The organism is Nocardia neocaledoniensis (genome assembly GCF_003182135.1).
Taxonomy (GTDB): domain Bacteria; phylum Actinomycetota; class Actinomycetes; order Mycobacteriales; family Mycobacteriaceae; genus Nocardia; species Nocardia neocaledoniensis.
On the sequence record NZ_QGTL01000014.1, the window covers coordinates 69,967 to 95,573 of the forward strand.

The window sequence follows — 25,607 nt, forward strand, 5'->3', positions numbered from 1 at the left end:
CTCAGGCGCTGAGCGGGGCCGCCGTGACGCCGTAGCCGAGGTTGGTGAGGACCTCGCTGGTGGCCTTGGCGAAGTTGAGGGTGATGAAGTGCAGGCAGGGGGCGCCCTCGTCGATCAGGCGCTGGGCCATCTCGGTCGCGATCTGGATGCCCTCGGCGCGCACGGCGGCCTTGTCCTCCTCGGGCCCGGTGCCCGCGGCCTTGGTCAGGCGCTCGAGGACGGCGGGCGCCAGCGGGCGGCCGCACAGTTCCTCGGCGCGCGCGACGGTGCGCAGCGAGGTGATGGGCATCAGCTCGGGGATGATCGGCTTGTCGCCCTCGACCGGGTCCATCGCCACGACGCGATCGCGCAGCCGCAGGTAGTGGTCGACGTCGAAGAACATCTGGGTGATCGAATACTCCGCGCCCGCACGCAGTTTCGCGGCCAGGAAGCGGGTGTCGTGGTCGAGATCGGGCGAGCGGTGGTGGCCCTGCGGGAACGAGGCGACACCGACGTGGAAGTCACCCAGATCGCGGACGATGCGCACCAGTTCCTCGGCGTACTCCACGCCCTCGGGATGCTTGCGCCATTCACCGAGCGGGTCGCCCGGCGGGTCACCGCGCAGGACGAGCAGGTTGCGGATGCCCGAATCGGCGTAGGAGCCGACCAGCGCGCGCAGTTCGTCGAGGCTGTGCCCGACGGCGGTGAGGTGGGCGACCGGCAGCAGCGTGGTCTCGGTGGCCAGCTCGCCGGTGATGCGCACGGTGCGGTCCTTGGTGGACCCGCCGGCGCCGTAGGTCATCGACACGAAGGCCGGGTGCATGCACTCGAACTCGCGGACCGCGCGCCACAGCCGGGCCTCGCCCGCCGCGTCGCGCGGCGGATTGAACTCCACCGAGAACGGCACACCGCTGCCCGCGTGGGTCCGCAGGCTCTGCACCACCGAGGGGGTGTTCGAGACGATCGGCTGCTTCTGGGCGGGTCGATCTGGGGTCGAACGTCCCCGTCCATTGTCGAAAGTCACCGGTTCAGTGTAGTGGTGCGCACCGTGCCGGTGGCACGGACCGGGGCGCGAACGCCCTGATCGCGCCCACGGCCCGGCTGGCCCGTCAACCGGGATGGACACGAAAGTCGTGGTCGATGAGGCCGCCGACACGCCGGATGTGGCCTCGGTCGCACCGGCGATGTGCGCCGGTCGGGCCACCCCGGGGTCCGCGTATCCTGCGACTGAACGCCGGTGCCTTCGGCACCGCGCGCGACCAGGTCCATCCCTCGCCCACTTTTCGCACCTGGAGGCCACCCTGTCCGCCGGAATCGGTACCCCGCTCGCCCGGTCCGTCCACGACACCCCGGCCCCGGTCGACCTCGGCGCGCTCACACCGGGCACGCCGGCGTTCGTCGCCGCGGTGGAGCGGGTGCTCACCGATTTCTTCGCCACCCGGCGCGAGATCGTCGATCCGCTGGGACCGGTCTTCGTCGACGCCGCGGACGCGCTGGAACAGTTCGTCCTGCGCGGCGGCAAGCGGACCAGGCCCGGCTTCGCGTGGACCGGCTGGCTCGGCGCGGGCGGCGACCCGAGCGGGCCCGACGCGGCCGCGGTGCTCACCGCCTGCTCGGCGCTGGAACTGGTGCAGGCGTGCGCGCTGGTGCACGACGACATCATCGATTCCTCCCGGACCCGGCGCGGGTTCCCGACGGTCCACGTCGACTTCGAGGACCGCCATCGCGCGGCGGGCTGGCCCGGCGACGGCGCCGAGTACGGCGCCGCGGTCGCGATCCTGATCGGCGATCTGGCCCTGGCCTGGGCCGACGACCTGGTCCACGAGGCCGGGCTCACCCCCGCCGCGCTGACCCGCTTCGCGCCCGTGTGGGCGCGGATGCGCACCGAGGTGCTCGGCGGTCAGCTGCTCGACGTCAACGGCGAGGCGGGCGGTGACGAATCGGTCGAGGCCGCGCTGCGGATCAACCGCTACAAGACCGCCGCGTACACGATCGAACGGCCGCTGCACCTGGGCGCCGCGCTGGCGGGCGCGGACGAGGCGCTGGTCGCCGCGCTGCGCACCTACGGCACCGACGTCGGGATCGCCTTCCAGCTGCGCGACGACCTGCTCGGCGTGTTCGGCGACCCGGCCGTCACCGGCAAGCCCTCGGGCGACGACCTGCGCGAGGGCAAGCGCACCGTGCTCATCGCCGAGGCGCTGCGCCGGGCCGAGCCGCCCGCCGCCGCGCTCATCCGCGACGGGCTCGGCACCGACCTCGACGACTCCGCGGTCGACCGGCTGCGCGCGCTGCTCACCGAGCTCGGCGCGGTCGACGACGTGGAGCGCCGGATCACCGAGCTCACCGACGCCGGCCTGGCAGCCGTCGCGGCCAGCAGCGCCACCCCCGCCGCGAAAGAGCTGCTGCACGCCATGGCGCTGGCCGCCACCCGTCGCGCCGCGTGATCGGGATGAAAAGCGTTGCGGGACAGATGAATCACGTCGTCGTGGTCGGCGCGGGTCTGGCCGGCCTGGCCGCCGCGCTGCATCTGCGGGGCGCGGGCCTCGAGGTGACGGTGCTCGAACGCGCCGATCACCCGGGCGGCCGGGTGGGCCGCTACCGGTTCGACGACTACGAGATCGACAGTGGGGCAACGGTTCTCACAGTGCCCGAGGTGATCGACGAGGCGCTGGCCGCGGTCGGCCGCACCCGCGAGGACGTCGGGCTGCGGATCCACCGGCTGGCCCCCGCCTATCACGCCCGGTATGCCGACGGCTCCGACATCCGCGTCTTCGACGACGCCGAGGCGATGGCCGCCGAGGTGACCCGCACCTGCGGACCCGCCGACGCCCACGGCTACCGGCGCCTGCGCGACTGGCTCGACCGGATCTACGCCGCCGAGTTCGACGAATTCATGGACGCCGATTTCGACTCCCCGCTGGACATGGTGCGCACCCGGGGCGCCAGGTCGGCGCTGGCGAGGCTGGCCCGGCTCGGCGGTTTCGGCAGGCTCGGTCCGCGCGTGCGCGGATTCCTGCGCGACGAACGCCTGGTCCGGCTGTTCACCTTCCAGGCGCTGTACGCGGGGATGGCCCCGGATCAGGCGCTGGCGCTCTACGGCGCGATCCCGAACATGGACACCTGCCAGGGCGTGTACTTCCCGGCGGGCGGCATGCGGGCCATCACCGCAGCCCTCGCCGCGGCGTTCACCTCGGCGGGCGGGCAGTTGGTCCTCGGCGCCGAGGTCACCGGGATCGACTACACCGGCCGCGCGCCCGTCGGCGACCGCACACAGGCGCCGAGCGCGGCCGCCGGCCGACCGCGTGGCGGCCGGGGCAGGCGCGCCGAGGCGGTCCGCACCGTCGACGGCGCCCGCTACCCCTGCGACGCCGTCGTCCTCACCGCCGATCTGGGCTCGCTGCCCCGCTTCGGGCTGCGGTATCGCCGCGGACTGCGGGCCTCGCCGTCGGCCGTGGTCGCGCACGGCACCGTGCCCGCCGAGGTCGCGGCCCGCTGGCCCGTGCAGGCCCATCACACGATCGACTTCGGCGCGGCCTGGGCGTCGACGTTCACCGAGATCGCCGCACGGCGCGGGCGGGGTCGGCTGATGAGCGACCCGTCGCTGCTGCTCACCCGGCCCGCCCTCACCGACCCCGGTCAGTACATCGACCGCGCCGACGGCCGCCACGAACCGTTCTCCCTGCTCGCGCCGTGCCCGAACCTCGACGCGGCGCCGCTGGACTGGGCCCGCCTGACCCCCGCGTATCTGGGCGAACTGCTCACCGAACTCGAGCGCCGCGGCTACACCGGCATCGCCGAGCACTTCCGTATCGACCACGTCGACACTCCGGCGACGTGGGCCGCCCAGGGCATGATCGCCGGCACACCGTTCTCGATCGCCCACCTGTTCCGCCAGACCGGCCCGTTCCGGCCCCGCAACCTGCCAAGGGGCGTGGACAACGTCGTTCTCGCAGGTTGCGGCACCACTCCGGGGGTGGGTGTGCCCACCACGCTGCTGTCGGGCAAGCTGGCCGCGGCGCGAATCGGGGGCAGCCGGGCGCGCACCGCGACCGACCACCGGGTTAGTGTTCGACAGTGAAGCCGTAAACTGACGGCCGACATCATCAGCTCGCGGTTGCGACCGCCGACCATCCGGGGGGACCGACCGAAGATGCCGCCCCCCGAGACGACCGTAGGCCCCATGGACACCACGCGCACCCTCGAGCCGCAGCGCCACCTGCCCACCGGGACCGATCCCGGCGTCCGGTCGTGGCTACGCACCGCGGGCGATTTCGCCCGCAGCCCCGAAGGCCACGCGGCCGTGATGGGCTTCTTCGGCGCGGCGATGATCACCTTCGGCGGGTTCGGCGCGGGCGCGGTCCGCAAGCGCGACCCACTGCTCGAGGCCCTGCACCTGTCCTGGCTGCGCTTCGGGCACGGGTACGCGCTCTCGACGATCCTCATCTGGGCCGGCGTGCTGATGATGATCACCGCGTGGGTTCGCCTCGGCCGCACCACGATCGGCAAGGGCGGCGGCGGCACCGTCACCCTCAACGAACTGCGCGCGATCGTCGGCATCTGGATCACCCCGCTGCTGTTCGCGGCGCCGATGTTCAGCCGCGACGCCTATTCCTATCTCGCCCAGGGCGCACTGCTGCGCGACGGTTTCGACCCCTATCAGGTGGGTCCCGTCGCCAATCCGGGCGTGCTGCTCGAGAACGTGAGCCCGGTCTGGACCACCACGACCGCGCCCTACGGCCCGGTGTTCCTGCTGATGGGCCGCGCCATCACGATGCTCACCGGCGACAGCGTCATCGGGGGCACCATCGCCCTGCGGTTCGTGATGCTGCCGGGCCTGGCGCTGATGATGTGGGCGGTGCCGTATCTGACCAAGCACCTGGGCGGCAAGCCCACGGTCGCGCTGTGGCTGGCGGTGCTCAACCCGCTGGTGCTCATCCACCTCATCGGCGGCGTGCACAACGAGATGCTCATGGTGGGCCTGATGTGCGCCGGCATCGCGCTGGTGCTGGAACGCCATCACGTGGCGGGCATCGTCGTGGTCGCCATCGGCGTCGCGATCAAGGCGACCGCCGGGGTGGCGCTGCCGTTCCTGGTGTGGATCTGGATCCTGCACGAGAAGGAACGCCGCGCGGCCCAGCGCGCCGCCGAGCATCCCGAGGCCGGGGTGTCGGAGGACCAGCGGCATCCCGACGCCGCCAGGGCCACCGCCGACATGCCGCATCCGCTGTTCACCTTCGCCAAGATCGCCGGTCTCGGCGTGAGCGTGTTCGCGCTGGTGTTCCTGGCCGCGTCGGCCATCGCCGGGGTCGGGTTCGGCTGGGTGACGGCGCTGCAGGGCTCGAACAAGATCATCAACTGGCTGTCGCTGCCGACCATCCTCGCGCACATGGTCACCTGGGTGACCCCGCTGCGCCTCGATCCCGTCCTCAGCGTGACCCGCGAGCTGTGCAAGTTCGCGCTGGTGGCGCTGCTGGTGGCCATCTGGTGGCGCTTCCGGCACTCCGAGCGCGAGGCCGTGCTCGGCATCGTCATCGCCTTCGTCGCCATCGTGCTGCTCTCCCCCGCGGCCCTGCCCTGGTACTACTCGTGGCCGCTGGCGCTGGCCGCCGGGTTCGCGCTGTCGACGGTGACCCTGCAGTGGCTGGTGGGCATCTGCACCTGGCTGATGCTGGTGTTCCAGCCCGACGGGTCGATCGGCCTGTACAACTTCTGGCACGTCGCGCTGGCGACCTTCGCCGCCGTGGTCGCCGCGCTGTCGCTGCGCGTCGTCGACCCGCTGCACCTGCGCTCGGCCAGTGCGCGAGCCGCCACGAAGGATCCGGCGCCGACCCTCCCGGCATGAGGGAGCGCAGCGAGCGATTCGCGGGCCGGCGCCCACCGCGCATGCCACAGCCGAGCACCGGCGAGGCCATGAGCGATACACATCGCGCCGCGGCACCGACCGACGAGCCGGGTACACATCAGCACGCCGACCACGGAAGCGGACGCACCCACGTGGCGAGCCGCGAACACCCGAACCGGTCCGCCGCCCGGCCGCCGCTCGGCCTCGAGCCGGCCTACGCGACCTGCCGACGGATCGCCGCCGAACACGGCCGCACCTATCACCTGGCGACGACCCTGCTCACGCCGCCACGGCGACGGGCCGTGCACGCACTGTACGCGTTCGCGCGCATGGTGGACGACATCGTCGACCATGCCGACGACCCCACCCACCTGCTCGACCCGCGCGGCGCCTCGCTCGACGGTGTCCCGGACGCGCCCGCGATCAGCCCGGCCCAGCACCTCGACCGGATCGAGAAGCAACTGCGCCTGGCCCTCGAGAACGACGACGTCGACACCGCCGACCCGCGCCGCCACCAGATCCTCACCGCCGTCGCCGACACCATCCGCCGCCACGACATCGCGCACACGCACTTCTGGACCTTCCTCGACGCCATGCGCATGGACGTCCCCGGTACCGCGACCCACCGCACCCAGTACGCCACCATGGCCGAGCTGCGGGAGTACATGCGCGGGTCGGCGGCGGCCATCGGGCTGCAGCTGCTGCCGGTGCTCGGCACCGTCGTCCCGGTCAGCGAGGCCGAGCCCGCCGCCGCGGCGCTGGGCGAGGCGTTCCAGCTCACGAATTTCCTGCGCGATGTCGGCGAGGATCTCGACCGGGGACGCGTCTATCTGCCCACGACGGAACTGGACGCGTTCGGCGTCGACGAAGACCACCTGCGCGCCTGCCGGGCGACCGGGCGCGTCGATCCGCCGCTGCGCCGCGCGCTCGCCCATCTGATCGCCGTCAATCGCGATATCTATCGCCGCGCCGAGCCAGGCATCGATCTGCTCGAGCCCCGGGTACGCCCGGCGATCCGCACGGCCGCGCTGCTCTACGCCGAGATCCTGGACCGGATCGAGGCGGCGGATTTCGAGGTCTTCCGGCAGCGGGCGACCGTACCGAATCGGCGCCGAATCCTGGTCGCCGCCAAGGGTTTCGCGACACGGCGCTGACCGAACGGCGTCCGCCGCCTGTGCTGTCCGCTCAGCCCGCGATGTCGGGGCGTTCGGCGAGGCCGAGGCGCAGGTGTTCGCTGTGGTAGACGGCCTCGTCCAGCAGCTGGGCGACGTGGTTGTCGTAGAGGCTGTAGACGATGCTGCGCCCGGCGCGCGTCCCGGTGACCAGGCCCAGATTGCGCAGCAGCCGCAGCTGATGGGACACGGCGGACTGTTCCATCCCCACCGCCTCGGCGAGCTCGGTGACCGGGCGCGGGCCTTGCCGGAGCTCGGAGAGGATCAGCAGGCGGCTCGGCGTCGCCAGCGCCTGCAGGGTGGTGGCCACGTGCGCGGCGGCAGTGGCGTCCAGCCGCTTCATCGGCTGGTCGCGGCCCTCGACACCGTGTCCCATGGCGTGGAGTCTAGCCGACCCTAGCACATGAATACCTCTTCATATGATCTGTTATTCTCGGGTGCCTTTTCCCCGATCCGGAGGTGCTTCGTGGTCTCGTCCACCGCCGTCCGCCCGGCCGCCGTCGCGGTGCCGCGCACCCGGCTGTTCGCCATCCCCGAGATGCGCTGGGCCGCCGCCGCGACCGCCCTGTTCGCGCTCGGCCTGGTCGCGAAGTTCACCGGCGGCCCGAGCTGGCTGTGGTGGACGCTGCTGCTGGCCTGCTACGCCACCGGTGGGTGGGAGCCGGGCCTCGAAGGACTGAAGGCCCTGCGCGAGAAGACTCTCGACGTCGACCTGCTGATGGTGGTGGCGGCGATCGGCGCGGCCGCGATCGGGCAGATCATCGACGGCGCGCTGCTGATCGTCATCTTCGCGACCTCGGGGGCACTGGAGGCGCTGGCGACCCGCCGCACCGAGGACTCGGTGCGCAGCCTGCTCACCTTGGCCCCCGACACGGCGACCCGGCTCGACGACGGGGTCGAACACACCGTCGCCGCCGCCGACCTCGCCGTGGGTGAGGTGATCCTGGTCCGCCCCGGCGATCGGATCGCGGCCGACGGGCGCGTGGTCGACGGGGCGAGCGAGGTCGATCAGGCCACCATCACCGGGGAGCCGCTGCCCGTCGACAAGGCCGCCGGTGACGAGGTGTTCGCCGGCACGCTCAACGGCACCGGCGCGCTGCGGGTGCGGGTCGAGCGCAGGGCGCGGGACTCGGTCGTCGCGCGGATCGCGGCGCTGGTCGAGGAAGCGGGCCGCACCAAGGCCAAGACCCAGCTGTTCATCGAGAAGATCGAGCAGCGCTATTCGATCGGCATGGTGATCGTCACCCTCGCGGTGTTCACGGTGCCGCTGATTCTCGGTGCGACACTGCGGGATTCGCTGCTGCGCGCGATGACCTTCATGATCGTCGCCTCCCCCTGCGCGGTGGTGCTGGCCACCATGCCGCCGCTGCTGGCCGCGATCGCCAACGCGGGCCGTCACGGCGTGCTGGTGAAGTCGGCGGTGGTGATGGAACAACTCGGCGCCACCACCCGCGTCGCCTTCGACAAGACCGGCACCCTCACCCGGGGCACCCCGGAGCTGGTGGAGATCCATCCCCTGCCCAGCCTGTCGGAGCCAGATGCCGCGACCGCCGAGAACCGGATTCTGCGCCTGGCCGCCGCCGTCGAGTTCCCCAGCGAACACCCCCTGGCCGCCGCCACCGTGCGTGCCGCTCGTCAGCGTGGCATCGCGATCCCCGACGTCACCGATTTCGCGGCGCGACCGGGCCGCGGTGTTTCCGGCCGGGTCGACAACCACCTCGTGCGCGTCGGCTCGCCCGTGGATCCGGCACCCGCGGTCGGACCGGAGCGGCTCGTGGCGTCGCGGCCCGGCGGCACCAGCGTTCCGGCGTCCGCCGACCTCGTCGCGGCGGCGCGTGCACGTGGCCGGACGGCAGTGATGGTGACCTGTGACGACGAGCCGATCGCGGTGCTCGGATTCACCGATCAGGTCCGGCCCGGCGCGGCCGAGGCGGTGGCCGCGCTCACCGAATCACTGGGCAGCGCACCGGTTCTGCTGACCGGCGACAATCGCGCCACGGCGGAGCGGCTCGCCGGGGAGGTCGGCATCACCGAGGTACACGCCGACCTGCTCCCGCACGAGAAGGTCGAGACCGTGCGCGCGCTGGAATCCGGTGGCGCGCGGGTCACCATGGTGGGCGACGGGATCAACGACGCCCCCGCGCTGGCCGCCGCGCACGTGGGCGTCGCGATGGGTGGCGCGGGATCGGACCTCACGGTGCAGACCGCCGACGCGATCGTCGTCCGCGACGATCTGACCACCATCCCGACCGTCATCGCGCTCTCGCGCCGGGCCCGCCGGGTGGTGCTGGCCAACCTCGCCATCGCCGCGACGTTCATCGCGGTCCTGGTGGTGTGGGACCTGGTCGGCCATCTCCCGCTACCGCTGGGCGTGCTCGGGCACGAGGGCTCGACCGTCATCGTCGGCCTCAACGGGCTGCGTCTGCTCCGCTCCGCCGCCTGGCAGCGCGCACGTCAGCAGGCCATGGACTCCGGAAGGTGAGACCGCCGGGGTACTCCCCAGCTCGGGATCAGAAGGGTTCGGCGGCGGCGCGGCGGACGACCTCGCGGGCCAGCGGGCCGTGCAGGGCGTCGACGGGGCGGCCGGGCAGCGAGTCGTCCTCGGTGAAGATCCAGCGCAGGATGTCCTCGTCGGTGTACTTGCCGTCGCGCATCACCGTGATGAGACCGGGCAGCATCCGGACGACCTCGTCGTTGTCGTCGAAGAAGCGGGCCGGGATCCCGGCGACACCGCCCCGGCGGACCGCGAGGATCTGATGGTCACGCAGCAGCTGGTGCACGGCGGTGACCGGGATGCCGAGCAGTTCGGCGACCTCGGGCAGCGGGAGGAGGGTTTCGGTGTCGGGCAGCACGTCGTCGCTGCAGGGGAAGGCACTCACCCGCACAGGGTAGTACGTGTGGCCCGGCACGCATCGTCGGGCACAGCGGTGGCGCCCCGCTACGATCGTGGGGGCCGCACACGGTGGCCATTCGCTCGTCGTTACTGCCGGAGGACATCACTTGATCGGCCAGATGCTGGAAGGGCGCTATCGCATCGATGCGCCGATCGCGCGCGGCGGAATGTCGATGGTGTTCCGCGGCACGGACACCCGGCTGGATCGTCCGGTCGCGATCAAGGTGATGGACCCGAAATTCGCCGGGGACCCCCAGTTCCTGACCCGCTTCGAGTTCGAGGCGCGCGCGGTCGCCAAGCTCAAGCATCCGTCGCTGGTCGCCGTGTACGACCAGGGCATCGACGGTGAATACCCGTTCCTGATCATGGAATTGGTCGAGGGCGGCACGCTGCGCGAACTGCTGCGCGAACGCGGCCCGATGCCGCCGCACGCCGTGCGCGCCGTCGCCGAGCCCGTGCTGCGCGCCATCGGCACCGCGCACGACGCGGGCCTGGTGCACCGCGACATCAAACCGGAGAACGTGCTGATCTCCGACGGCGGCGAGGTGAAGATCGCCGACTTCGGCCTGGTCCGCGCCGTGGCCGCCGCGAACACCACCTCCGCGAGCGTCATCCTCGGCACCGCCGCCTACCTCTCCCCCGAGCAGGTCACCACCGGCACCGCCGACGCGCGCTCGGACGTGTACTCCTTCGGCATCCTGATCTTCGAACTGCTCACCGGCCGGGTGCCCTTCACCGGCGACAACTCGCTGTCGGTGGCGTATCAGCGGGTGGAGAACGACGTGCCGCCGCCGAGCCAGTTCATCGACGGGGTGCCGCCGGAGCTCGACGAGCTGGTCGCCAAGGCCACCGCCCGCGACCCGCAGCAGCGCTTCGCCGACGCCAACGAGATGGCGGCGCGGCTGCAGACGATCGCGATGGAACTCGCCCTGCCGCCGTATCGTGTTCCGGCGCCGCGGGATTCGGCCGAACATCTCAGCGAGAGCTACCGGACCGGCGCCGCGCACCATCCCGGCGACCGCCCGGTGACCCCGCACCCGATGGCAGCGCATCCCTCGCCGGGGCTCGATCATCAGCCCCAGCACACCAAGGTCGTCACCGCCCCGCGCCCGCGGGCCGACGAGTACGCCCCGGCACACGTCCCCGCGCCGCACCACCCGTACGTGCCCAACGAGGCCGCCTCGCGCCGCACCGGCATGGTGTGGGCCGCGATCGTCACCGCGCTGACCCTGCTGGTCGGGATCGGTGGCTGGTGGCTCGGTGTCGGCCGCTACACCTCGGTGCCACCCATCGCGGGCATGGATTCCGAGCGGGCCGTCGCGGTGCTGCAGGAAGCCGGATTCGAGACGGTGCTGCGCAACAAGGCCTCCGACACCATTCCGGTGGGCGGGGTCGTCGGCACCGATCCCTCGGCGGGCTCCCGGGTCACCAAGAGCTCGACCATCGCGGTGCTGATCTCCAACGGCAAGCCGCGCGTGCCCGACATCAAGCCGGGCGACCAGATCAGCGCCACCAACGAGGCGATCCGCGACGCGGGCCTGCAGCCGATCGACGCGGGCGAGGCGCCGAGCACGGCGCCGAAGGGCTCGCTGGCGAAGGTGGATCCGGCGCCGGGCACCGTCCTGCCGATGGGCGCGCAGGTGAAGGTCTATCGCAGCAAGGGCTCGCAGCCGGTCAATGTGCCCGATGTCCGCGGCAAGACGGCCGAGGAGGCCGCCGAAGCGCTCACCACCGCGGGGCTCACCGTCCGGGAGACCCGCGTGCAGTACGACAAGAGCATCGAGGGCGACAAGGCGATCGCCACCGAACCCGCCGTCGGTACGACCCTGCAGTCCGGTGACAGCGTCACGCTGATCGTGTCGAACGCGGTGAAGGTGCCCAACGTGATGGGCCAGAGCGTCGGCAACGCCCGCTCGAAACTGCAGCAGCTGGGCCTGCGGGTGGAGGTCAAATCACTGACCGACTCCGACAGCTCGCTGGTGATCGGCCAGGTTCCCGGATTCAACTCGAATGTGGAGGCGGGCAGCGTCGTATCGCTGACCGCCCTGCCTTGAAGAGCACAGGCCCCGGACAAAGACGACAAGGACAGGGAAAAGCCCGGGCGCGGCAACCGCTGACCGCGCCCGGGCTCCACCCGGTCGACTAGCGCAGCATCTCCGCGACGAGGAACGACAGTTCCAGGGACTGCTGGGTGTTCAGGCGGGGATCGCAGGCGGTCTCGTAGCGGTCCTCGAGGTCGAGGTCGGAGATGTCCTGCGCGCCGCCCAGGCACTCGGTGACGTTCTCGCCGGTCAGCTCGATGTGCAGGCCGCCGGGATGGGTGCCCAGGGCGCGGTGTACCTCGAAAAAGCCCTGCACCTCGTCGACGATGCGGTCGAAGTGGCGGGTCTTGAAGCCGGTCGAGGACTCGTGGGTGTTGCCGTGCATCGGGTCGCACTGCCAGATCACCTGGTGACCGGTGGCCTGCACCTTCTCGATGATCGGCGGCAGCACGTCGCGCACCTTGCCGTTGCCCATGCGGGCCACCAGGGTCAGCCGGCCCGGCTCGTTGTTGGGGTCGAGCCGCTCGACGTACTCCACGGCCTGGTCGGGCGTGGTGGTCGGGCCGATCTTCAGGCCGATCGGGTTGGCCAGCAGCTCGGCCAGCGCGATGTGGGCGCCGTCGAGCTGACGGGTGCGCTCGCCGATCCACAGGAAGTGCGCGGACAGGTCGTAGAGCAGCGGCTCGCCGGTCTCGCTCTCGCTCAGCCGCAGCATCGCGCGCTCGTAGTCGAGCACCAGCGCCTCGTGCGAGGCGTAGATGCGGGCCGACTTCAGGCTCGGATCGTTCACCTGGCAGGCGGTCATGAACCGCAGGCCGCGGTCGATCTCCTCGGCCAGCGCCTCGTAGCGCGCGCCCGCGGGCGACTGGGCCACGAAGTCGCGGTTCCAGTCGTGCACCTTGTGCAGGTCGGCCATGCCGGCGGTGGTGAGCGCGCGGACCAGGTTCATCGCGGCGCTGGCGTTGGCGTAGGCGCGGACCAGGCGCGAGGGATCGTGGCGACGCAGCGCCTCGTCGGCGACCAGCGAATTGACCATGTCGCCGCGGTAGGACTTGAGGCCGAGCGCGTCGATGTCGCTCGAGCGCGGCTTGGCGTACTGGCCCGCGATCCGGGCCACCTTCACCACCGGCAGGCTCGCGCCGTAGGTGAGCACCACGGCCATCTGCAGCAGGGTGCGGATGTTGCCGCGGATGTGCGGTTCGGTGTTGTCGGCGAAGGTCTCCGCGCAGTCACCGCCCTGCATGAGGAACGCCTCGCCGCGCGCGACGGCGGCGAGCTGGGACTTGAGCTCCTCCACCTCCGCGGGCAGGCAGATCGGCGGCACGCTCTCGAGCACGGTGCGCATCGTGGCGGCCTCGTCGGCGTCCCAGGACGGCTGTTGCAGCGCGGGCCGGGCCAAGGCGGCGTCGAGCCTGCTGCGCAACTCGGCGGGCAGCGGCGGCAGTTCCGGCAGGCGGTCAATGGGTACGTCGACGGTCCAGGTCACCAGATCAGAATACGGAACCATCGCGTGCGCAGGTCACGCGCGTGCCCCGTATAGGGTTCCACATTGACATTGACCCACCCGCGGGTCACGGCGGTCCGGGCGGACCGCCGCCCACCGGCACGAAGAGGCGATCTCCCTGCGATATTTCTATGATTCGGAATTCATCGAGGACGGCGTGACGATCGATCTGATCTCGATCGGCGTCGTCTGCGAGGACGGGCGCGAATATTACGCCGTCTCCACCGAATTCGACGCGGGCCGGGCGGGTCCGTGGGTCCGCAGGCACGTGTTGCCCAAGCTGCCGCCCGCGGGCTCGCACCTGTATCGCACCCGCGCGCAGATCCGCGACGACCTGCACGCCTTCTTCCTGCCGCGCTCCGGCGTGCATCCGGAGCTGTGGGCCTGGGTCTCCGCCTACGACCACGTGGCGCTGTGCCAGCTGTGGGGCGACATGACCGCCCTGCCCAAGGACATGCCGCGCTACACCAACGAACTGCGCCAGCACTGGGTCGCGCACGGCAGCCCCGAGCTGCCGCCCATCCCGGGCGACGCCCACGACGCCCTGGCCGACGCCCGCCACAACCTGGCCAAGTTCGAGGCCATCGAGGCCTACCGCCGCACCCCGCGGCTCTGAGCCGGAAACGGGAAAGGCCCCGAGTCGCGTGACTCGGGGCCTTTCTCGTCGTGCGGGCGCGGTCAGTGACCGTGCGAGCCGTTGCTGTCGCGGGCCTGCTCCTCGGCGAGCGCGGTGAGCATCTTGTGCTCCTCGGCGTGCTCGTTGGCGAAGTAGGCGTCGGACTCGGCCTTGGGGTCGGCGAAGAGGAAGCTACCGGTGCCCGGCTTGCCCGCCGAACCCAGCTTGTTCATCTTCTTCGGCACCGCGGCGCCCTGGTACTCCAGCGGGATCGGGTGGCCGTGGTCGTCGACCGGGCCCAGCGGCTGGTGCACCTCGATGTACTCACCGTGCGGCAGGCGCTTGATCACACCGGTCTCGATGCCGTGCTCGAGCACCGCCCGGTCACTGCGCTGCAGACCGATGCAGAACCGGTAGGTGACGAAGTACGCCAGCGGCGGCAGCAGCAGCACGCCGATGCGGCCGATCCAGGTGGTCGCGTTCAGCGAGATGTCGAACTTCAGCGCGATGATGTCGTTGACACACGAGAGCGTGAGCACCACGTAGAACGCGATCGCCATGGCACCGATGGCGGTGCGCACGGGCACGTCGCGCGGACGCTGCAGCAGGTTGTGATGCGCGGTGGTGTCGCCGGTGAGACGCTTCTCGATCCACGGGTAGGCGATCAGCAGGGTGAACACCAGGCCCATCACCAGCGCGACCCAGACCACGGCCGGAACCGTGTAGCGGCCGAGGTAGAGCTCCCACGGCGGCATCAGACGCGCCAGACCGTCGGTCCACATCATGTAGAAGTCCGGCTGCGAACCTGCCGAGACCTGGGACGGGTTGTACGGACCCAGGTTCCAGATCGGGTTGATCTGCAGGACGCCACCCATGATGCCGACGATGCCGAGGGTGAAGGCGAAGAACGCGCCCTGGTCCGCGGCGAACACCGGCACGATGCGCGCGCCGACGACGTTGGTCTCCTTGCGGCCGGGGCCGGGGAACTGGGTGTGCTTCTGGTACCAGACCAGCGCGACGTGCGCGCCGATCAGCGCCAGGATGATGCCGGGCAGCAGCAGCACGTGCGCGATGTAGAGGCGCGGGATGATGATGTCGCCGGGGAAGTCGCCGCCGAACATCAGCCAGTGCATCCAGGTACCGATGACCGGGAGGCTCATGGTGATACCGCCGAAGGCGGCGCGCAGACCGGTACCCGAGAGCAGGTCGTCGGGCAGCGAGTAGCCGAAGAAGCCCTCGAACATCGCCAGGATCAGCAGCAGCGAGCCGATCACCCAGTTCGCCTCACGCGGCTTGCGGAACGCGCCGGTGAAGAAGATGCGGAACAGGTGGATGATGATCGACGCCGCGAACAGCAGGGCCGCCCAGTGGTGGATCTGCCGGACGAACAGACCGCCGCGCACCTCGAAGGAGATGTTCAGCGCGGTCTCGTAGGCCCGCGACATGCCGACGCCGCGCAGCGGCTGGTAGGCGCCGTCGTAGGTGACGTGCGCCATCGACGGATCGAAGAACAGCGTCAGGTACACACCCGACAGCAACAGGATGATGAACGCGTAGAGCGCGATCTCACCCAGCAGGAACGACCAGTGGGTCGGGAAGACCTTGTTGATCGACCGCTTCACGAACGCGGCGGCGCGATACCGCTCGTCCATCTCGTTGGCTTGGTTCGCCACCAGAGTGCTCATGAACGACGCTCCCAGAAGGCCGGGCCGAGCGGCTCGATGAAGTCGCCGTTGGCGACCAGGAAGCCCTCGGAGTTGACGGTGATCGGCAGCTGAGGCAGTGCGCGGGCAGCGGGACCGAAGACCGGCTTACCCCATTCGGTCGCCGAGAACTGCGACTGGTGGCAGGGGCACAGGATGCGGTTGGTCTGCTGCTCGAACAGCGAGGTGGGGCAACCGAGGTGGGTGCAGATCTTCGAGTAGGCGAAGTAGTCGCCGAAGTTGAAGCTCTCCTGGCCCTTGCGCTTGATCGCCTTCTCGGCGTCTTCGGTACGCAACCGGATCAGCATGACGGAGTTGCGGACACCGCGCAGCGACTGCAGGGTCTCGTGGGCGTCGCCGCGCCACTTCTCCTTCCACGGGAACACGGTTTCCATGGCGCCGGCGTCCAGATCCTCGGGGCGCACCAGCACGACGTCCTCCGGGCGACCGGTGTCGCGACGGATGTAGATGGTCTCGCCGGGGAAGTCCGGGGTCCAGCCCGAGACCCACAGCGGCGACTTCTCGCGCTTGGCCCACGGGTTCTTCACCATGCCGCCGACGAACACCAGCAGCGCGCCGATACCGAGCACGCCGACACCGGCGCCCGCGGTACCGAGCATCATCTTGCGGCGACCCAGGGTGGAGGTGTCGAGCGCGTCCTGCAGCTCGGCCGCCAGGGTGCGGCGCTCGACCTCGTCCGAGGGGCCGTCGTGGCGCTCCTGGATGGAGATCTCGGCGGGGATGAACTTCTTGCGGATCAGCACCACGGCGATACCGATGACGAGCACCGAGATGCCGAAGGTCAGACCGACCAGCGGGGTGAACAGCGAGTAGGCGGCGTGGCCTTCCTCGTTCTTGCCCTTCCATTCCCAGGGCCAGAACAGGAAGACACCGATCAGCGCGGCCGCGGCCAGGCCGGAGATGGCGAACCAGAACGTCACCTGACGTTCGGCGCGCTTCTCGGCGCGGGTGCCGGGCACCGGCCACCGCTCACCGCGGTAGGCGACATCGACGCCGTCACGCGCGGTACCGAGCTCGACCAGCTCGTCACGCGTCATCGCGTCCAGTTCGGCTTCGGTCGGTTCCCGACCCATGTCGTTGTGCTCCTGTCCACTCATGGCGCTCATGTCCTGGATCCGATCCACATCGCGGCGCCGACCACGGCGGTGATGCCGATGACCCAGATCGCCAGACCCTCGGTCGCCGGACCGAATCCACCCAGGTCCCAGCCGCCGGGCGACCGCTCCTCGGTGGCGTTCTTGACGTAGGCGACGATGTCGCGCTTCTCCTCCGGCGAGAGCTGCCGGTCGGAGAACTTCGGCATGTTCTGCGGGCCGGTGAGCATCGCGTCGTAGATCTGCTGCTCGCTGGCCGGGGCCAGCGGCGGGGCGAACTTACCGCTGGAGAGCGCGCCACCGCGGCCGGTGAAGTTGTGGCAGGAGGCGCAGTTCATGCGGAACAGCTCCGAGCCACGGGCGATGTCGTCGCCACGCAGCGATTCCTGCGCGACCTCGCCGTTGGCGTCGCGGATCACCGAGGGGCCACCGCCGTTGGCGGCGACGAACGCGCCGAGCGCGTCGGTCTGGTGCGCGTCGAACTTCTCCGGCTTGCGCTCGGCCTGGGCCTCGTTGCGCGTCATCGGCATGCGGCCCGAGGACACCTGGAAGTAGACGGCGGCCTCGCCGACACCGATCAGGCTGGGACCACGGTCCTCGACACCCTGCAGGTTGGCACCGTGGCAGGTGATGCACGAGGTGTCGTAGAGCTGCTTGCCCTCGCGGATCAGCGCGGACTGGTCCTGGTTCGCCGTGGCGACCTGCGGCTCGGGAGTGAGCGCCGTGGCCAGGAAGCCGGCCCCGACCAGACCCACCAGCAACGCGAGACCGCCCGCGATACGACGGCGAACACGACGCTGCTTACGCGTCTTGGCGGCCTGACCGTTGCCGGGGCCAGCGGGCTCTGGGGCCGACGGGGGAGATGAACTCATCTGTGTCCCTTTGGAGTAGACGGAACCGACTTGTGCAAATGCTGTGCGCCCGCGCCTAGCGGACGAAGTAGATCGTGGCGAACAACCCGATCCAGACGATGTCGACGAAGTGCCAGTAGTACGACACCACGATCGCGGCGGTGGCCTGCGCGGGCGTGAACTTGCTCAGCGTGGTGCGGATCAGCAGGAACACGAACGCGATCAGACCGCCGATCACGTGCAGACCGTGGAAACCGGTGGTGATGTAGAAGACCGAGCCGTAGGAGCTGCCCGCGATGGAGGTGCCCTCGTGGACCAGGTGGTAGTACTCGTAGCCCTGGCCGAACACGAAGAAGGTGCCCATCGCCAAGGTGATCAGGTACCACCGGCGCAGGCCGAACACGTCGCCCTTCTCCGCGGCGAACACGCCCATCTGGCACGTGAACGACGAGGCGATCAGCACGGCCGTCACCGGAATGGCGAGCGTCATGTTCAGCTCGGTCGGCTCCGGGGGCCAGTCGCCGTGCGCCTGCGCACGCGCAACGAAGTACATGGCGAAGAGGCCGGCGAAGAACATCAGCTCGCTCGACAGCCAGATGATGGTTCCGACGCTGACCATGTTGGGCCGGTTCAGCGAATGCACACGCTGAGTAATGGCCGATCCTGGGGTGCCTACTGCGGTCGTCACGGGGTAAGTATGACTCTTCGTAGTACGACAGCTGTACCCGGGTACGAAAGTTTGTCGCGGGAATCGGAAAACCCACGCACAGAGGGGGTCCTGGACCTGCCTCGGCGTGTTGGCGACACCGCGTGCGAGGACCCATTGTGACAGCGCCAGATGTGGATAACCTGAGACGAAGGAGGTCGCGATGGTCGTGGTGCGGATGTGGCGGCGATTGTTCGGCGGGCACGCCGAGTCACTGGACCCGGAGCGCGCCGATCTCGTCGTGGTCGCGGCGAGTTTCGACGACGCCGAGGCGTGTTCGACCGCGCTGGACCGCGCGACCGAGCTGGATCGGGAGGCCGAGGCGGTGCTGCGCCACCATCTGCGCCTGCCGCCCGAGCGGATCGAGGCGGCGTGCGAGATCGCCGGATACGACGGCTACCGCCGGGCCGAACCCGCTGAGCACAGCGAGGGCGAGCTGGTGCCGGTCGTCCTGCAGCGGGTGCAGCTGCTCGATCCGCTGTCGTGTTCGCAGGAACGCTCGCGGATGGCGGGGCTGGCCCAGCGCCACGACGGCGTCGCCGACGGCTGGGATGCGCTGCAACCGCCGCGCGGCGCCGCCTAGACTTGCTCCGCAGCGCAATACGGTTGCGCGATACAGGCGCGCGCGAGCAGAGTTCGCGCAGGCGTTGTCGGTCGAACGAAAGATGCGGAGCAGATGAGCGTGCGCAGCTGGCCCCAGGTGCTCGGAACCCTCGCCGACGGCGGTGACCTGGCCGCGGACGACACGACCTGGGTCATCGACGAGATCTTCACCGACAACGCCACCGCCGCCCAGATCGCGGCGTTCGGGGTGGCCATGAAGATCAAGGGCCCCACCCCCACCGAACTCGCGGGCATGGTCGCGGGCATGCTCGGGCACGCCCGCCTGGTGCACGTCGACGGCGACGCGGTCGACATCGTCGGCACCGGCGGCGACCGGTCCGGGTCGGTGAACATCTCCACCATGTCCTCGGTGGTGGTCGCCGCGGCCGGGGTGCCGGTGGTCAAGCACGGCAATCGCGCCGCCTCGTCCAAGGCGGGCGGCGCCGACGTGCTGGAGGCCCTCGGCGTGAAGCTGGCGCTCGGGCCGGAGTCGGTGGCGCGCTCGGTGCGCGAGGCCGGGATCGGCTTCTGTTTCGCGCCGCTGTTCCACTCGGGACTGCGTTTCGCCGGGCCGGCGCGCAAGGAGATCGGCATCCCGACCGTGTTCAATGTGCTGGGGCCGCTCACCAACCCGGCGCAGCCGCGCGCGGGCCTGATCGGCTGCGCGTTCGCCGATCTGGCCCCCGTGATCGCGGGCGTCTTCGCGGAACGCGGCGCGAGCGCGCTGGTGGTGCGCGGCCGCGACGGGCTCGACGAGATCACCACCTCCGACCTCACCGACGTGTGGGTGGTCAGCGGCGGGCGGATCCGGCAGACCGTGCTCGATCCGACCGAGCTGGGTATCCCCCGCGTGGATCTGGACGCGCTGCGCGGCGGGGACGCGACGGTCAACGCCCGCATCGCGCGCGAGGTCTTCGGCGGGACGCCGGGGCCGGTGCGTGACGCGACCCTGCTGAACTCGGCCGCCGCGATCGTCGCCTACGACCTGTCGCGCGGCGTGGGCGACGCCGACCTCGATCTGAACGCCGCGCTGACGGCCGGGCTGGAGCGCGCCGCGGCCGCCGTGGACAGCGGCGCGGCGGCGAAACTGCTCGACTCCTGGGCCCGGCTCACCGGCACGCTCGACGAGAGCTGAGCGAAAGGCTCACTCTCCCAGGGAGAATCCGGCCTCCACATCCGCGCTCGAGTACGACTTGAACGCGATGTGGGTGGTCGTGCGGACCACGCCGTCGACCTTGTCGATGCCGCTGGTCACCACCTCGGCGATGCGCTCGTGGTCGCGCACCCGCACGATCGCGATCAGATCGACGTCACCGGCGCAGGAGTACACCTCGGCGACTCCTGCGGTGTCGGCGAGCGCCTGCGCGGTCTCGGGGATACGAGAGTTCTCGGCCTGGATCAGCACGATCGCGGTAATCATGGGATCAGCCTAGAACTTCGGGCCGCTCGGTGGCCGCTTTGAAGCGTCGCATCAGCTCGCGGCTCTTCACGCCGGGCGCCGATTCCACCGAACTGGACACGTCGACGCCGAAGGGCCGGTGCCGCGCGATGGTGGCGGCCACATTGTCGGCGTCGAGCCCGCCCGCCAGCACGACCTTGCCGGGCAGGGCGCGGACCCAGTCGGGGAACTCCTCGAAGATCCCGGAGCCCGCGCTGGCGTCGTAGAAGAAGTACTCGCTCGTCTGCCCCGGTTCGGGCGGGGTCGACGAGCAGAACGCGAGGTTCGGCCGGTCGCTCCACTCGTAGAGCTGGACGACATCGAACGCGTCGGCCACCTCGGCCACCTCGTCGGCGGTCAGCGCGACCACGAAGGTGGTGATGCGGCCGCGCGCGTGGTCGGCCAGTGCGCGCGCCTGTTCGGGGGTGCGGTAGCGCTTGCTCTTGGGCGTGACCATGACGCCGATCGCGGAGTAGCCGAGCTCGACGGCCCAGTCGATCTGCTCCGTGGTGGTCAGCCCACACACCTTCACGAACATCCGCGTCCTCACCCTTTCGCCCGCTGCCACCGCGCGTGACACCGGTTCCATGATCCCGGACCGGACGCGCGGCAGGCTGGGCAGGTTCACCCGCGGACGACCGAGGTCGTGCGCGGGCACTCGGCAGCCCGGTCGAGCCGCTCGCGCTCAGCGTTCGGACAGGTACTGCTCGGCGGCGGACGGAGTGGTCGCGGCGGCGCGAGCCAGCTGCGCCCAGCCGATCCAGCGGGCGGCGCCGTGCAGCGGCTCGCGGTAGCCCTCGCTGGTGCGGACGATGCGGGCGCCCGGTTTGGCGAGCCAGCGAGCGATGACGCCCACTTCCTCGGGTGGGGCGCCGCGCAGGGGTGGCACGGCGTCCTCGGGCGGCGGAGCGAGGGCGAACAGGGCATCGTCGGCGTACGGGGCCGGCACCGGCGGGTCGGTGACCACAGCAGCGACCGGCACACGGGGCCCAGCCGACGTCGCGTCCGCGCGATCAGCTTCGGCCGGAGCGCGAGGCAGGGGCTCCCGCTCAGTCGCCACGCGATGGGGAGACCCGACCGTTCCCCCTTCGAACAGGGCACTCCCCGTACGATCACCGTCACTCTCGGCGTCACCCAGGTCCGGGATGACCGTCTCCGCGGCGGCGACGAGCTGGTCGACCACGGCCATGGGTGGGGTGCCGCGGCGGGCGACGCCCGCGGCGGCGAGGCGGCCGTAGCGGATGATCGAGAACTCCCAGCCGCCCGCGCCGTCGGGCAGGGCGACGATCAGTTCGGCGATGCGGGCCAGGGCGCTGAGGCGCTGGGTGCGGTGCAGCATGGTGACCACGGTGGCGGTCCGGTCGCGCAGGCGCGCGGCCGCTTCGAAATGCTCGGCGGCGGAATGGGTTTCGATGCGGTCGAGCATGGCGCGCAGCAGCGTGTCGGCGCGGCCGGTGAACAGGTCGCGGACCGCTCGCACGGCCGGGGCGTAGGCGACGGCGTCGAGGTCGCCGTCGGGGCGGGCGGCGGGACAGCCGCCGACGATCGCGGGCGGGCAGGTGTGGCGGGCCGCGCGGGTCAGCCGGGTGGCACAGGTGCGCAGTCCGGCGAACTCCGCGACGGTGGCGCCCACATCGACCGCGTCGGCACGGGAACCGAAGGGCCCCAAGGCCGTTCGGGTCGGGGTCCGCACCGCGACCAGCCGCGGGAACGGCTCGTCGCTGAGCGTGAGCCACCAGCCCCGGCGCGGGAACTTCGAGCGGCGGTTGTACGGCGGCGCGTGCGCGGCGAGCAAGCGCAGCTCGCGCACCCCGGCCTCGAGGCCGTGCGCGCACACCACGTGGTCGACCCGAAGCGCCAGCGCCACCATCTCTTTCATCCGGCCGCGGGTCTCCGAGCCGGTGAAGTAGGTGCGCACGCGGCGGCGCAGATTCACCGCGGTCCCTATATAGAGGACTTCGTCGGACGGTCCGCGGAACAGGTACACGCCCGGCGCGGTCGGCAGATCGCCGGCGAAGGCGCGTTTGGCGCGCTGGGTTCCGGTGACGTTCGGCAGATAGTCGAGCAGCTCGGTGAGGCTGTGCACGCCCTGGTTGCCCACGCGGGCGATCAGCGCGTGCAGCACGTCGACGGTGGCGCGGGCGTCGTCGAGCGCGCGGTGGGTGGGCGTGGTCGACGCGCCGAGCACCCTGGCCAGCACGCCGAGCCGCGCCGAGGGCGCCTCGTCCCTGGTGAGCACCCGGCGTGCCAGCTTCACCGTGCACAGCACCTGCGGATTCGGCCAGGCGATGTCCTGACGGGCGGCGGCGGCCTTGAGGAAGGCCGTGTCGAAGCGCGCGTTGTGCGCCACCAGGACCGCGCCCGCCGCGAATTCGAGGAAGCCGGGCAGCACCGCTTCGATCCGCGGCGCCTCGTACACCATGGCCGTGGTGATCCCGGTGACGTGCACGATCGCGGGCGGGATGGCGCGGCCCGGATTCACCAGGGTCGCGAACTCCCCCAGCACCTCTCCCCCGCGCACCTTCACCGCGCCGATCTCGGTGATCGCGTCGCCGTCGGGGCTGGTGCCCGTCGTCTCGAGGTCGACCACGACGAACGTGGTGTCGTACAACGGCGTATCGAGCTCGTCGAACGCCAGCTGACGCACGGCGACCGGCTGCGGAACGGGATCGGGCACGGCGTGCAGCGTAGGGCGGGGGTCCGACACGATCCGCCGATCCGGCACCCCCTCCGCCGCAACGGGGTTCACCCGCCCGCAAACCTCAGATCCCGGCCAGCGGGACCGATCGCGACATCCTCGCCCGCGACAATTCGCCGCGAGACTTTCGTTCCGGTGCGAGCGAAATGACCCCGAACATCAGGCATTGAGACCGGGCTCACAGTTTGGACCAAGATCGTATGACTAAGCGGATTTCCATCGGGTAAGACGTATTGCCGGTTATGGCAGCGCCGGAGCGGCGGCGCGCCGCCCGCGCGGCTCGCCGGTCGACACGCCGTGATCCACCCCGACGCACTGACCCGACCTGCGCATTCGCCGGAAGAGACCGGCCGCATCGGACGATAGCGACGCGCCGGACGTCAGCCGAAAATGGCGCCGAGACGACCTGGCGTTATCGTTTCGTGATTGGGTGTGACGCAGCTCGCAGGCAATGTTCGGCCGATCGGCCCGAATCGCTTCCCGGACCGATGTCCGACTTTACAAACCACCGTGATGTCTTCGTAACCTTTTCGAGACCTCACGGAGTCCCGTAGACCGGCCAACGGTTCGGCGGGATGAAGCCCGCCGCGTCATACGGACCCGGCGTCGTGGGGCAGATTGGAAGTACCCGCATCATGGCGACCAACACCGTCAAGCGTCAGGCGCAGCGAGCCGTTGCCGCCGGAGCCGTCGGCGCTGCCACCATCGGCGCGTTCCTCCTGCCGGCCGCTCCCGCGTCGGCGACGCCGGTCACCGTCCCCGGCATCGGCACCTTCGAGGTGCCCAACGAGATCCCGATCCCGCAGGGCATCCCCGGCATCGAGACCCCGGGCGCCCCGCAGGTGTTCACCGCGCCGCGCGCCACCGCCGCCGACATCGCGCTCGACGCCGCGCTGAGCAAGGTCGGCTCCCCCTACGTCTACGGCGCCGCGGGCCCGGACGCCTTCGACTGCTCGGGTCTGGTCCAGTGGGCCTACCGCCAGGCGGGCATGGAGCTGCCGCGCACCAGCGGCGCCCAGCTCGGCGCGGGCACCCCGGTCGCGTTCGAGGATCTGCGCCCCGGCGACCTGGTGTCGTTCTACGGCGGCGGCCACTCCGGCCTCTACGCGGGCGACGGCAACGTCGTGCACGCGGCCACCTCGGGCAGCCCGGTGCACGTCGCGCCGGTCTCCTCGATGCCGTTCGCGGGCGCGCGCCGCTTCTGACGCGGACACGGTGCGTCGTTCGCGGGGAAGGGCGCACCGTGACCCCTCCGTGGCCTACTGGACACGGGCATACACAGTTCCGTAACCTGATCGAGACCTTCTCGGCGGACGCGGGGATCCGGTTCGGGTAAGGCGCTGTATCGGCGGACAACGAGAGAACGGGGCACGGCGCACAGTGACTGCACACCACCGGAATCCGCGCGTGCCGCGAGGCATCGCCGGAGCCATGTCCGCCGCGATCCTGGTGTGCGCCACCTACGCCGCCGGTCCCTCGCTCGCCGACCCGGTCGCGCTGCCGACCACCGCCAGTGACGCCATCGCCAGGATGGTCGACCTGTCCAGGCAGGCCGAGGCCCTCAATCAGGCCTCCCTCACCGCGCAGCAGGATCTCGACGCCAAGCTCGCGGTGCAGCGCGAGGCCGACGACAAACTCGCCGCCAGCACCGCCGTCGCCGATGCCGCCCGCGCCGAGGTGCGCAAGTTCCAGCCGATGATCGATCGCACCGCGATCGCCACCTACACGGGCGCGCGCACCGATCGCATGTTCGCGGTGCTCTCCAGTGATTCGCCGCAGCAGCTGCTGGACAAGATGTCGACCCTCGACGTGCTCAGCCAGCAGACGGCCGCGAGCGTGCGCGAGTTCAAGAAGTCCGCCGACGCGGCCACCGCCGCCGAGACCGCCGCCCGCGCCGCCGCCGACACCGCGCGCACCGCGACCGCGGCCGCCGAGGCCGTGCGCGCCGACGTCGACCGCAAGCGCAACGATCTCAGCACCGCCACCACCCAGGTCGTCGAGGCGTGGGGCGCGCTCTCGGCCAAGGACAAGTCCACCCTGGCCGGTTCCCCGTTCCCGCCCGGATTCGACCGCGACTCGCTGCTGCAGGGCCTGGTCCCCGGCAGCGGCACCAGCGCGCTCGCCGCCGCGCTCACCCGCGTCGGCGACCCGTACGTGTGGGGCGCCACCGGGCCCGATCAGTTCGACTGCTCCGGGCTCGTGCAGTGGGCGTTCAAGCAGGTCGGCAAGGACGTGCCGCGCACCAGTTCGCAGCAGGCGAACTTCGGCACCCCGGTCGCCAAGGACGATCTGCAGCCCGGCGACGTGGTGCTGTTCTATCCCGAGATCTCGCATGTCGGCATCTACGCCGGCAACGGAATGATGGTGCACGCCTCCACCTTCGGCGTGCCCGTGGCCGTGGCGCCGATCAACACCACTCCGTACCACTCGGCCCGGCGATACTGA

General features: G+C 70.8%; 22 protein-coding genes. 11 read left to right on the top strand and 11 right to left on the bottom strand.

Annotated features, from left to right (window positions below; all coding sequences use genetic code 11):
- Nucleotide 1: 1 nt before the first annotated feature.
- On the bottom strand, nucleotides 2-1,003 hold the full coding sequence (locus tag DFR69_RS28695; RefSeq protein ID WP_373867106.1) for a methylenetetrahydrofolate reductase: 1,002 nt from the start codon (nucleotides 1,001-1,003) through the stop codon (nucleotides 2-4).
- Between the two features lie 265 nt (nucleotides 1,004-1,268).
- Between DFR69_RS28695 and DFR69_RS28700 the strand changes: the two genes are divergently transcribed.
- From DFR69_RS28700 to DFR69_RS28715, 4 genes are all read left to right on the top strand, one after another.
- Nucleotides 1,269-2,423 carry a polyprenyl synthetase family protein gene (locus DFR69_RS28700; protein WP_373867107.1) on the top strand — a complete coding sequence of 385 codons (1,155 nt, stop codon included), beginning with the start codon at nucleotides 1,269-1,271 and terminating at the stop codon, nucleotides 2,421-2,423.
- A gap of 5 nt (nucleotides 2,424-2,428) precedes the next feature.
- Complete coding sequence (gene crtI / locus DFR69_RS28705; protein ID WP_110040788.1) at nucleotides 2,429-4,057, top strand: phytoene desaturase family protein; 1,629 nt, start codon at nucleotides 2,429-2,431, stop codon at nucleotides 4,055-4,057.
- A 102-nt stretch (nucleotides 4,058-4,159) separates the two neighbouring features.
- Nucleotides 4,160-5,821 carry an alpha-(1->6)-mannopyranosyltransferase A gene (locus DFR69_RS28710; protein WP_244198505.1) on the top strand — a complete coding sequence of 554 codons (1,662 nt, stop codon included), beginning with the start codon at nucleotides 4,160-4,162 and terminating at the stop codon, nucleotides 5,819-5,821.
- A 68-nt stretch (nucleotides 5,822-5,889) separates the two neighbouring features.
- Nucleotides 5,890-6,975, top strand: coding sequence for a phytoene/squalene synthase family protein (locus tag DFR69_RS28715; protein WP_110040892.1), 1,086 nt, complete (start codon nucleotides 5,890-5,892; stop codon nucleotides 6,973-6,975).
- A 31-nt stretch (nucleotides 6,976-7,006) separates the two neighbouring features.
- Here the strand turns inward: DFR69_RS28715 and DFR69_RS28720 are convergent, their stop codons facing one another.
- Nucleotides 7,007-7,369: an ArsR/SmtB family transcription factor gene (locus tag DFR69_RS28720; RefSeq protein ID WP_110040789.1), complete on the bottom strand. Its 363-nt coding sequence runs from the start codon at nucleotides 7,367-7,369 to the stop codon at nucleotides 7,007-7,009.
- A 27-nt stretch (nucleotides 7,370-7,396) separates the two neighbouring features.
- Here DFR69_RS28720 and DFR69_RS28725 point away from each other — a divergent pair, with 27 nt between their 5' ends.
- Nucleotides 7,397-9,475, top strand: a complete 2,079-nt coding sequence (locus tag DFR69_RS28725) for a heavy metal translocating P-type ATPase (RefSeq protein WP_110040790.1) — start codon at nucleotides 7,397-7,399, stop codon at nucleotides 9,473-9,475.
- 28 nt (nucleotides 9,476-9,503) lie between these two features.
- On the opposite strand, the gene DFR69_RS28730 is transcribed toward DFR69_RS28725, so the two are convergent.
- Nucleotides 9,504-9,872, bottom strand: coding sequence for an Rv2175c family DNA-binding protein (locus tag DFR69_RS28730; RefSeq protein WP_186817465.1), 369 nt, complete (start codon nucleotides 9,870-9,872; stop codon nucleotides 9,504-9,506).
- A 133-nt stretch (nucleotides 9,873-10,005) separates the two neighbouring features.
- Here DFR69_RS28730 and pknB point away from each other — a divergent pair, with 133 nt between their 5' ends.
- A complete protein-coding gene (gene pknB, locus DFR69_RS28735) occupies nucleotides 10,006-11,940 on the top strand; it encodes a Stk1 family PASTA domain-containing Ser/Thr kinase (protein WP_110040894.1) in 1,935 nt (644 codons plus the stop codon).
- 88 nt (nucleotides 11,941-12,028) lie between these two features.
- On the opposite strand, the gene DFR69_RS28740 is transcribed toward pknB, so the two are convergent.
- Entirely contained in the window at nucleotides 12,029-13,414 is a 1,386-nt protein-coding gene (locus tag DFR69_RS28740; RefSeq protein WP_110040895.1) for a class II 3-deoxy-7-phosphoheptulonate synthase, read from the bottom strand.
- A 136-nt stretch (nucleotides 13,415-13,550) separates the two neighbouring features.
- Between DFR69_RS28740 and DFR69_RS28745 the strand changes: the two genes are divergently transcribed.
- The gene (locus DFR69_RS28745; protein ID WP_110040791.1) at nucleotides 13,551-14,048 is read left to right on the top strand and encodes a polyadenylate-specific 3'-exoribonuclease AS; all 498 of its coding nucleotides are present in this window, start codon (nucleotides 13,551-13,553) and stop codon (nucleotides 14,046-14,048) included.
- 62 nt (nucleotides 14,049-14,110) lie between these two features.
- Here the strand turns inward: DFR69_RS28745 and qcrB are convergent, their stop codons facing one another.
- From qcrB to ctaE, 4 genes are read right to left on the bottom strand one after another with little or no spacing between them, the layout of a single operon-like run.
- A complete protein-coding gene (qcrB, locus tag DFR69_RS28750; RefSeq protein ID WP_110040792.1) occupies nucleotides 14,111-15,733 on the bottom strand; it encodes a cytochrome bc1 complex cytochrome b subunit in 1,623 nt (540 codons plus the stop codon).
- Nucleotides 15,730-16,869 carry a cytochrome bc1 complex Rieske iron-sulfur subunit gene (gene qcrA, locus DFR69_RS28755; protein ID WP_244198520.1) on the bottom strand — a complete coding sequence of 380 codons (1,140 nt, stop codon included), beginning with the start codon at nucleotides 16,867-16,869 and terminating at the stop codon, nucleotides 15,730-15,732. The genes qcrB and qcrA overlap by 4 nt, the downstream gene beginning before the upstream one ends.
- 5 nt (nucleotides 16,870-16,874) lie before the next feature.
- Nucleotides 16,875-17,738 (bottom strand): cytochrome bc1 complex diheme cytochrome c subunit, encoded by an 864-nt coding sequence (gene qcrC / locus DFR69_RS28760; protein ID WP_167456441.1) that lies wholly within the window; start codon nucleotides 17,736-17,738, stop codon nucleotides 16,875-16,877.
- Between the two features lie 55 nt (nucleotides 17,739-17,793).
- Nucleotides 17,794-18,405 carry an aa3-type cytochrome oxidase subunit III gene (gene ctaE / locus DFR69_RS28765; protein ID WP_110040793.1) on the bottom strand — a complete coding sequence of 204 codons (612 nt, stop codon included), beginning with the start codon at nucleotides 18,403-18,405 and terminating at the stop codon, nucleotides 17,794-17,796.
- Between the two features lie 181 nt (nucleotides 18,406-18,586).
- On the opposite strand from ctaE, the gene DFR69_RS28770 reads away from it, so the two are divergent.
- Together DFR69_RS28770 and trpD are read left to right on the top strand one after the other, a co-directional pair.
- On the top strand, nucleotides 18,587-19,006 hold the full coding sequence (locus tag DFR69_RS28770) for a hypothetical protein (RefSeq protein ID WP_110040794.1): 420 nt from the start codon (nucleotides 18,587-18,589) through the stop codon (nucleotides 19,004-19,006).
- A 93-nt stretch (nucleotides 19,007-19,099) separates the two neighbouring features.
- Nucleotides 19,100-20,161, top strand: a complete 1,062-nt coding sequence (gene trpD / locus DFR69_RS28775) for an anthranilate phosphoribosyltransferase (RefSeq protein WP_110040795.1) — start codon at nucleotides 19,100-19,102, stop codon at nucleotides 20,159-20,161.
- Between the two features lie 9 nt (nucleotides 20,162-20,170).
- Here trpD and DFR69_RS28780 read toward each other — a convergent pair whose 3' ends face one another.
- The 3 genes from DFR69_RS28780 to DFR69_RS28790 all read right to left on the bottom strand — a co-directional run bounded on the left by DFR69_RS28780 (nucleotide 20,171) and on the right by DFR69_RS28790 (nucleotide 23,141).
- On the bottom strand, nucleotides 20,171-20,446 hold the full coding sequence (locus DFR69_RS28780; RefSeq protein ID WP_110040796.1) for an Lrp/AsnC family transcriptional regulator: 276 nt from the start codon (nucleotides 20,444-20,446) through the stop codon (nucleotides 20,171-20,173).
- Between the two features lie 4 nt (nucleotides 20,447-20,450).
- Nucleotides 20,451-21,002 carry a phosphoribosylanthranilate isomerase gene (locus DFR69_RS28785; protein ID WP_167456442.1) on the bottom strand — a complete coding sequence of 184 codons (552 nt, stop codon included), beginning with the start codon at nucleotides 21,000-21,002 and terminating at the stop codon, nucleotides 20,451-20,453.
- A 147-nt stretch (nucleotides 21,003-21,149) separates the two neighbouring features.
- Nucleotides 21,150-23,141 (bottom strand): DEDD exonuclease domain-containing protein, encoded by a 1,992-nt coding sequence (locus DFR69_RS28790; protein WP_110040798.1) that lies wholly within the window; start codon nucleotides 23,139-23,141, stop codon nucleotides 21,150-21,152.
- Nucleotides 23,142-23,797: 656 nt separating this feature from the next.
- Between DFR69_RS28790 and DFR69_RS28795 the strand changes: the two genes are divergently transcribed.
- Together DFR69_RS28795 and DFR69_RS28800 are read left to right on the top strand one after the other, a co-directional pair.
- Nucleotides 23,798-24,367, top strand: coding sequence for a C40 family peptidase (locus tag DFR69_RS28795; protein ID WP_110040799.1), 570 nt, complete (start codon nucleotides 23,798-23,800; stop codon nucleotides 24,365-24,367).
- A gap of 226 nt (nucleotides 24,368-24,593) precedes the next feature.
- Nucleotides 24,594-25,607, top strand: a complete 1,014-nt coding sequence (locus DFR69_RS28800; RefSeq protein WP_167456443.1) for an NlpC/P60 family protein — start codon at nucleotides 24,594-24,596, stop codon at nucleotides 25,605-25,607.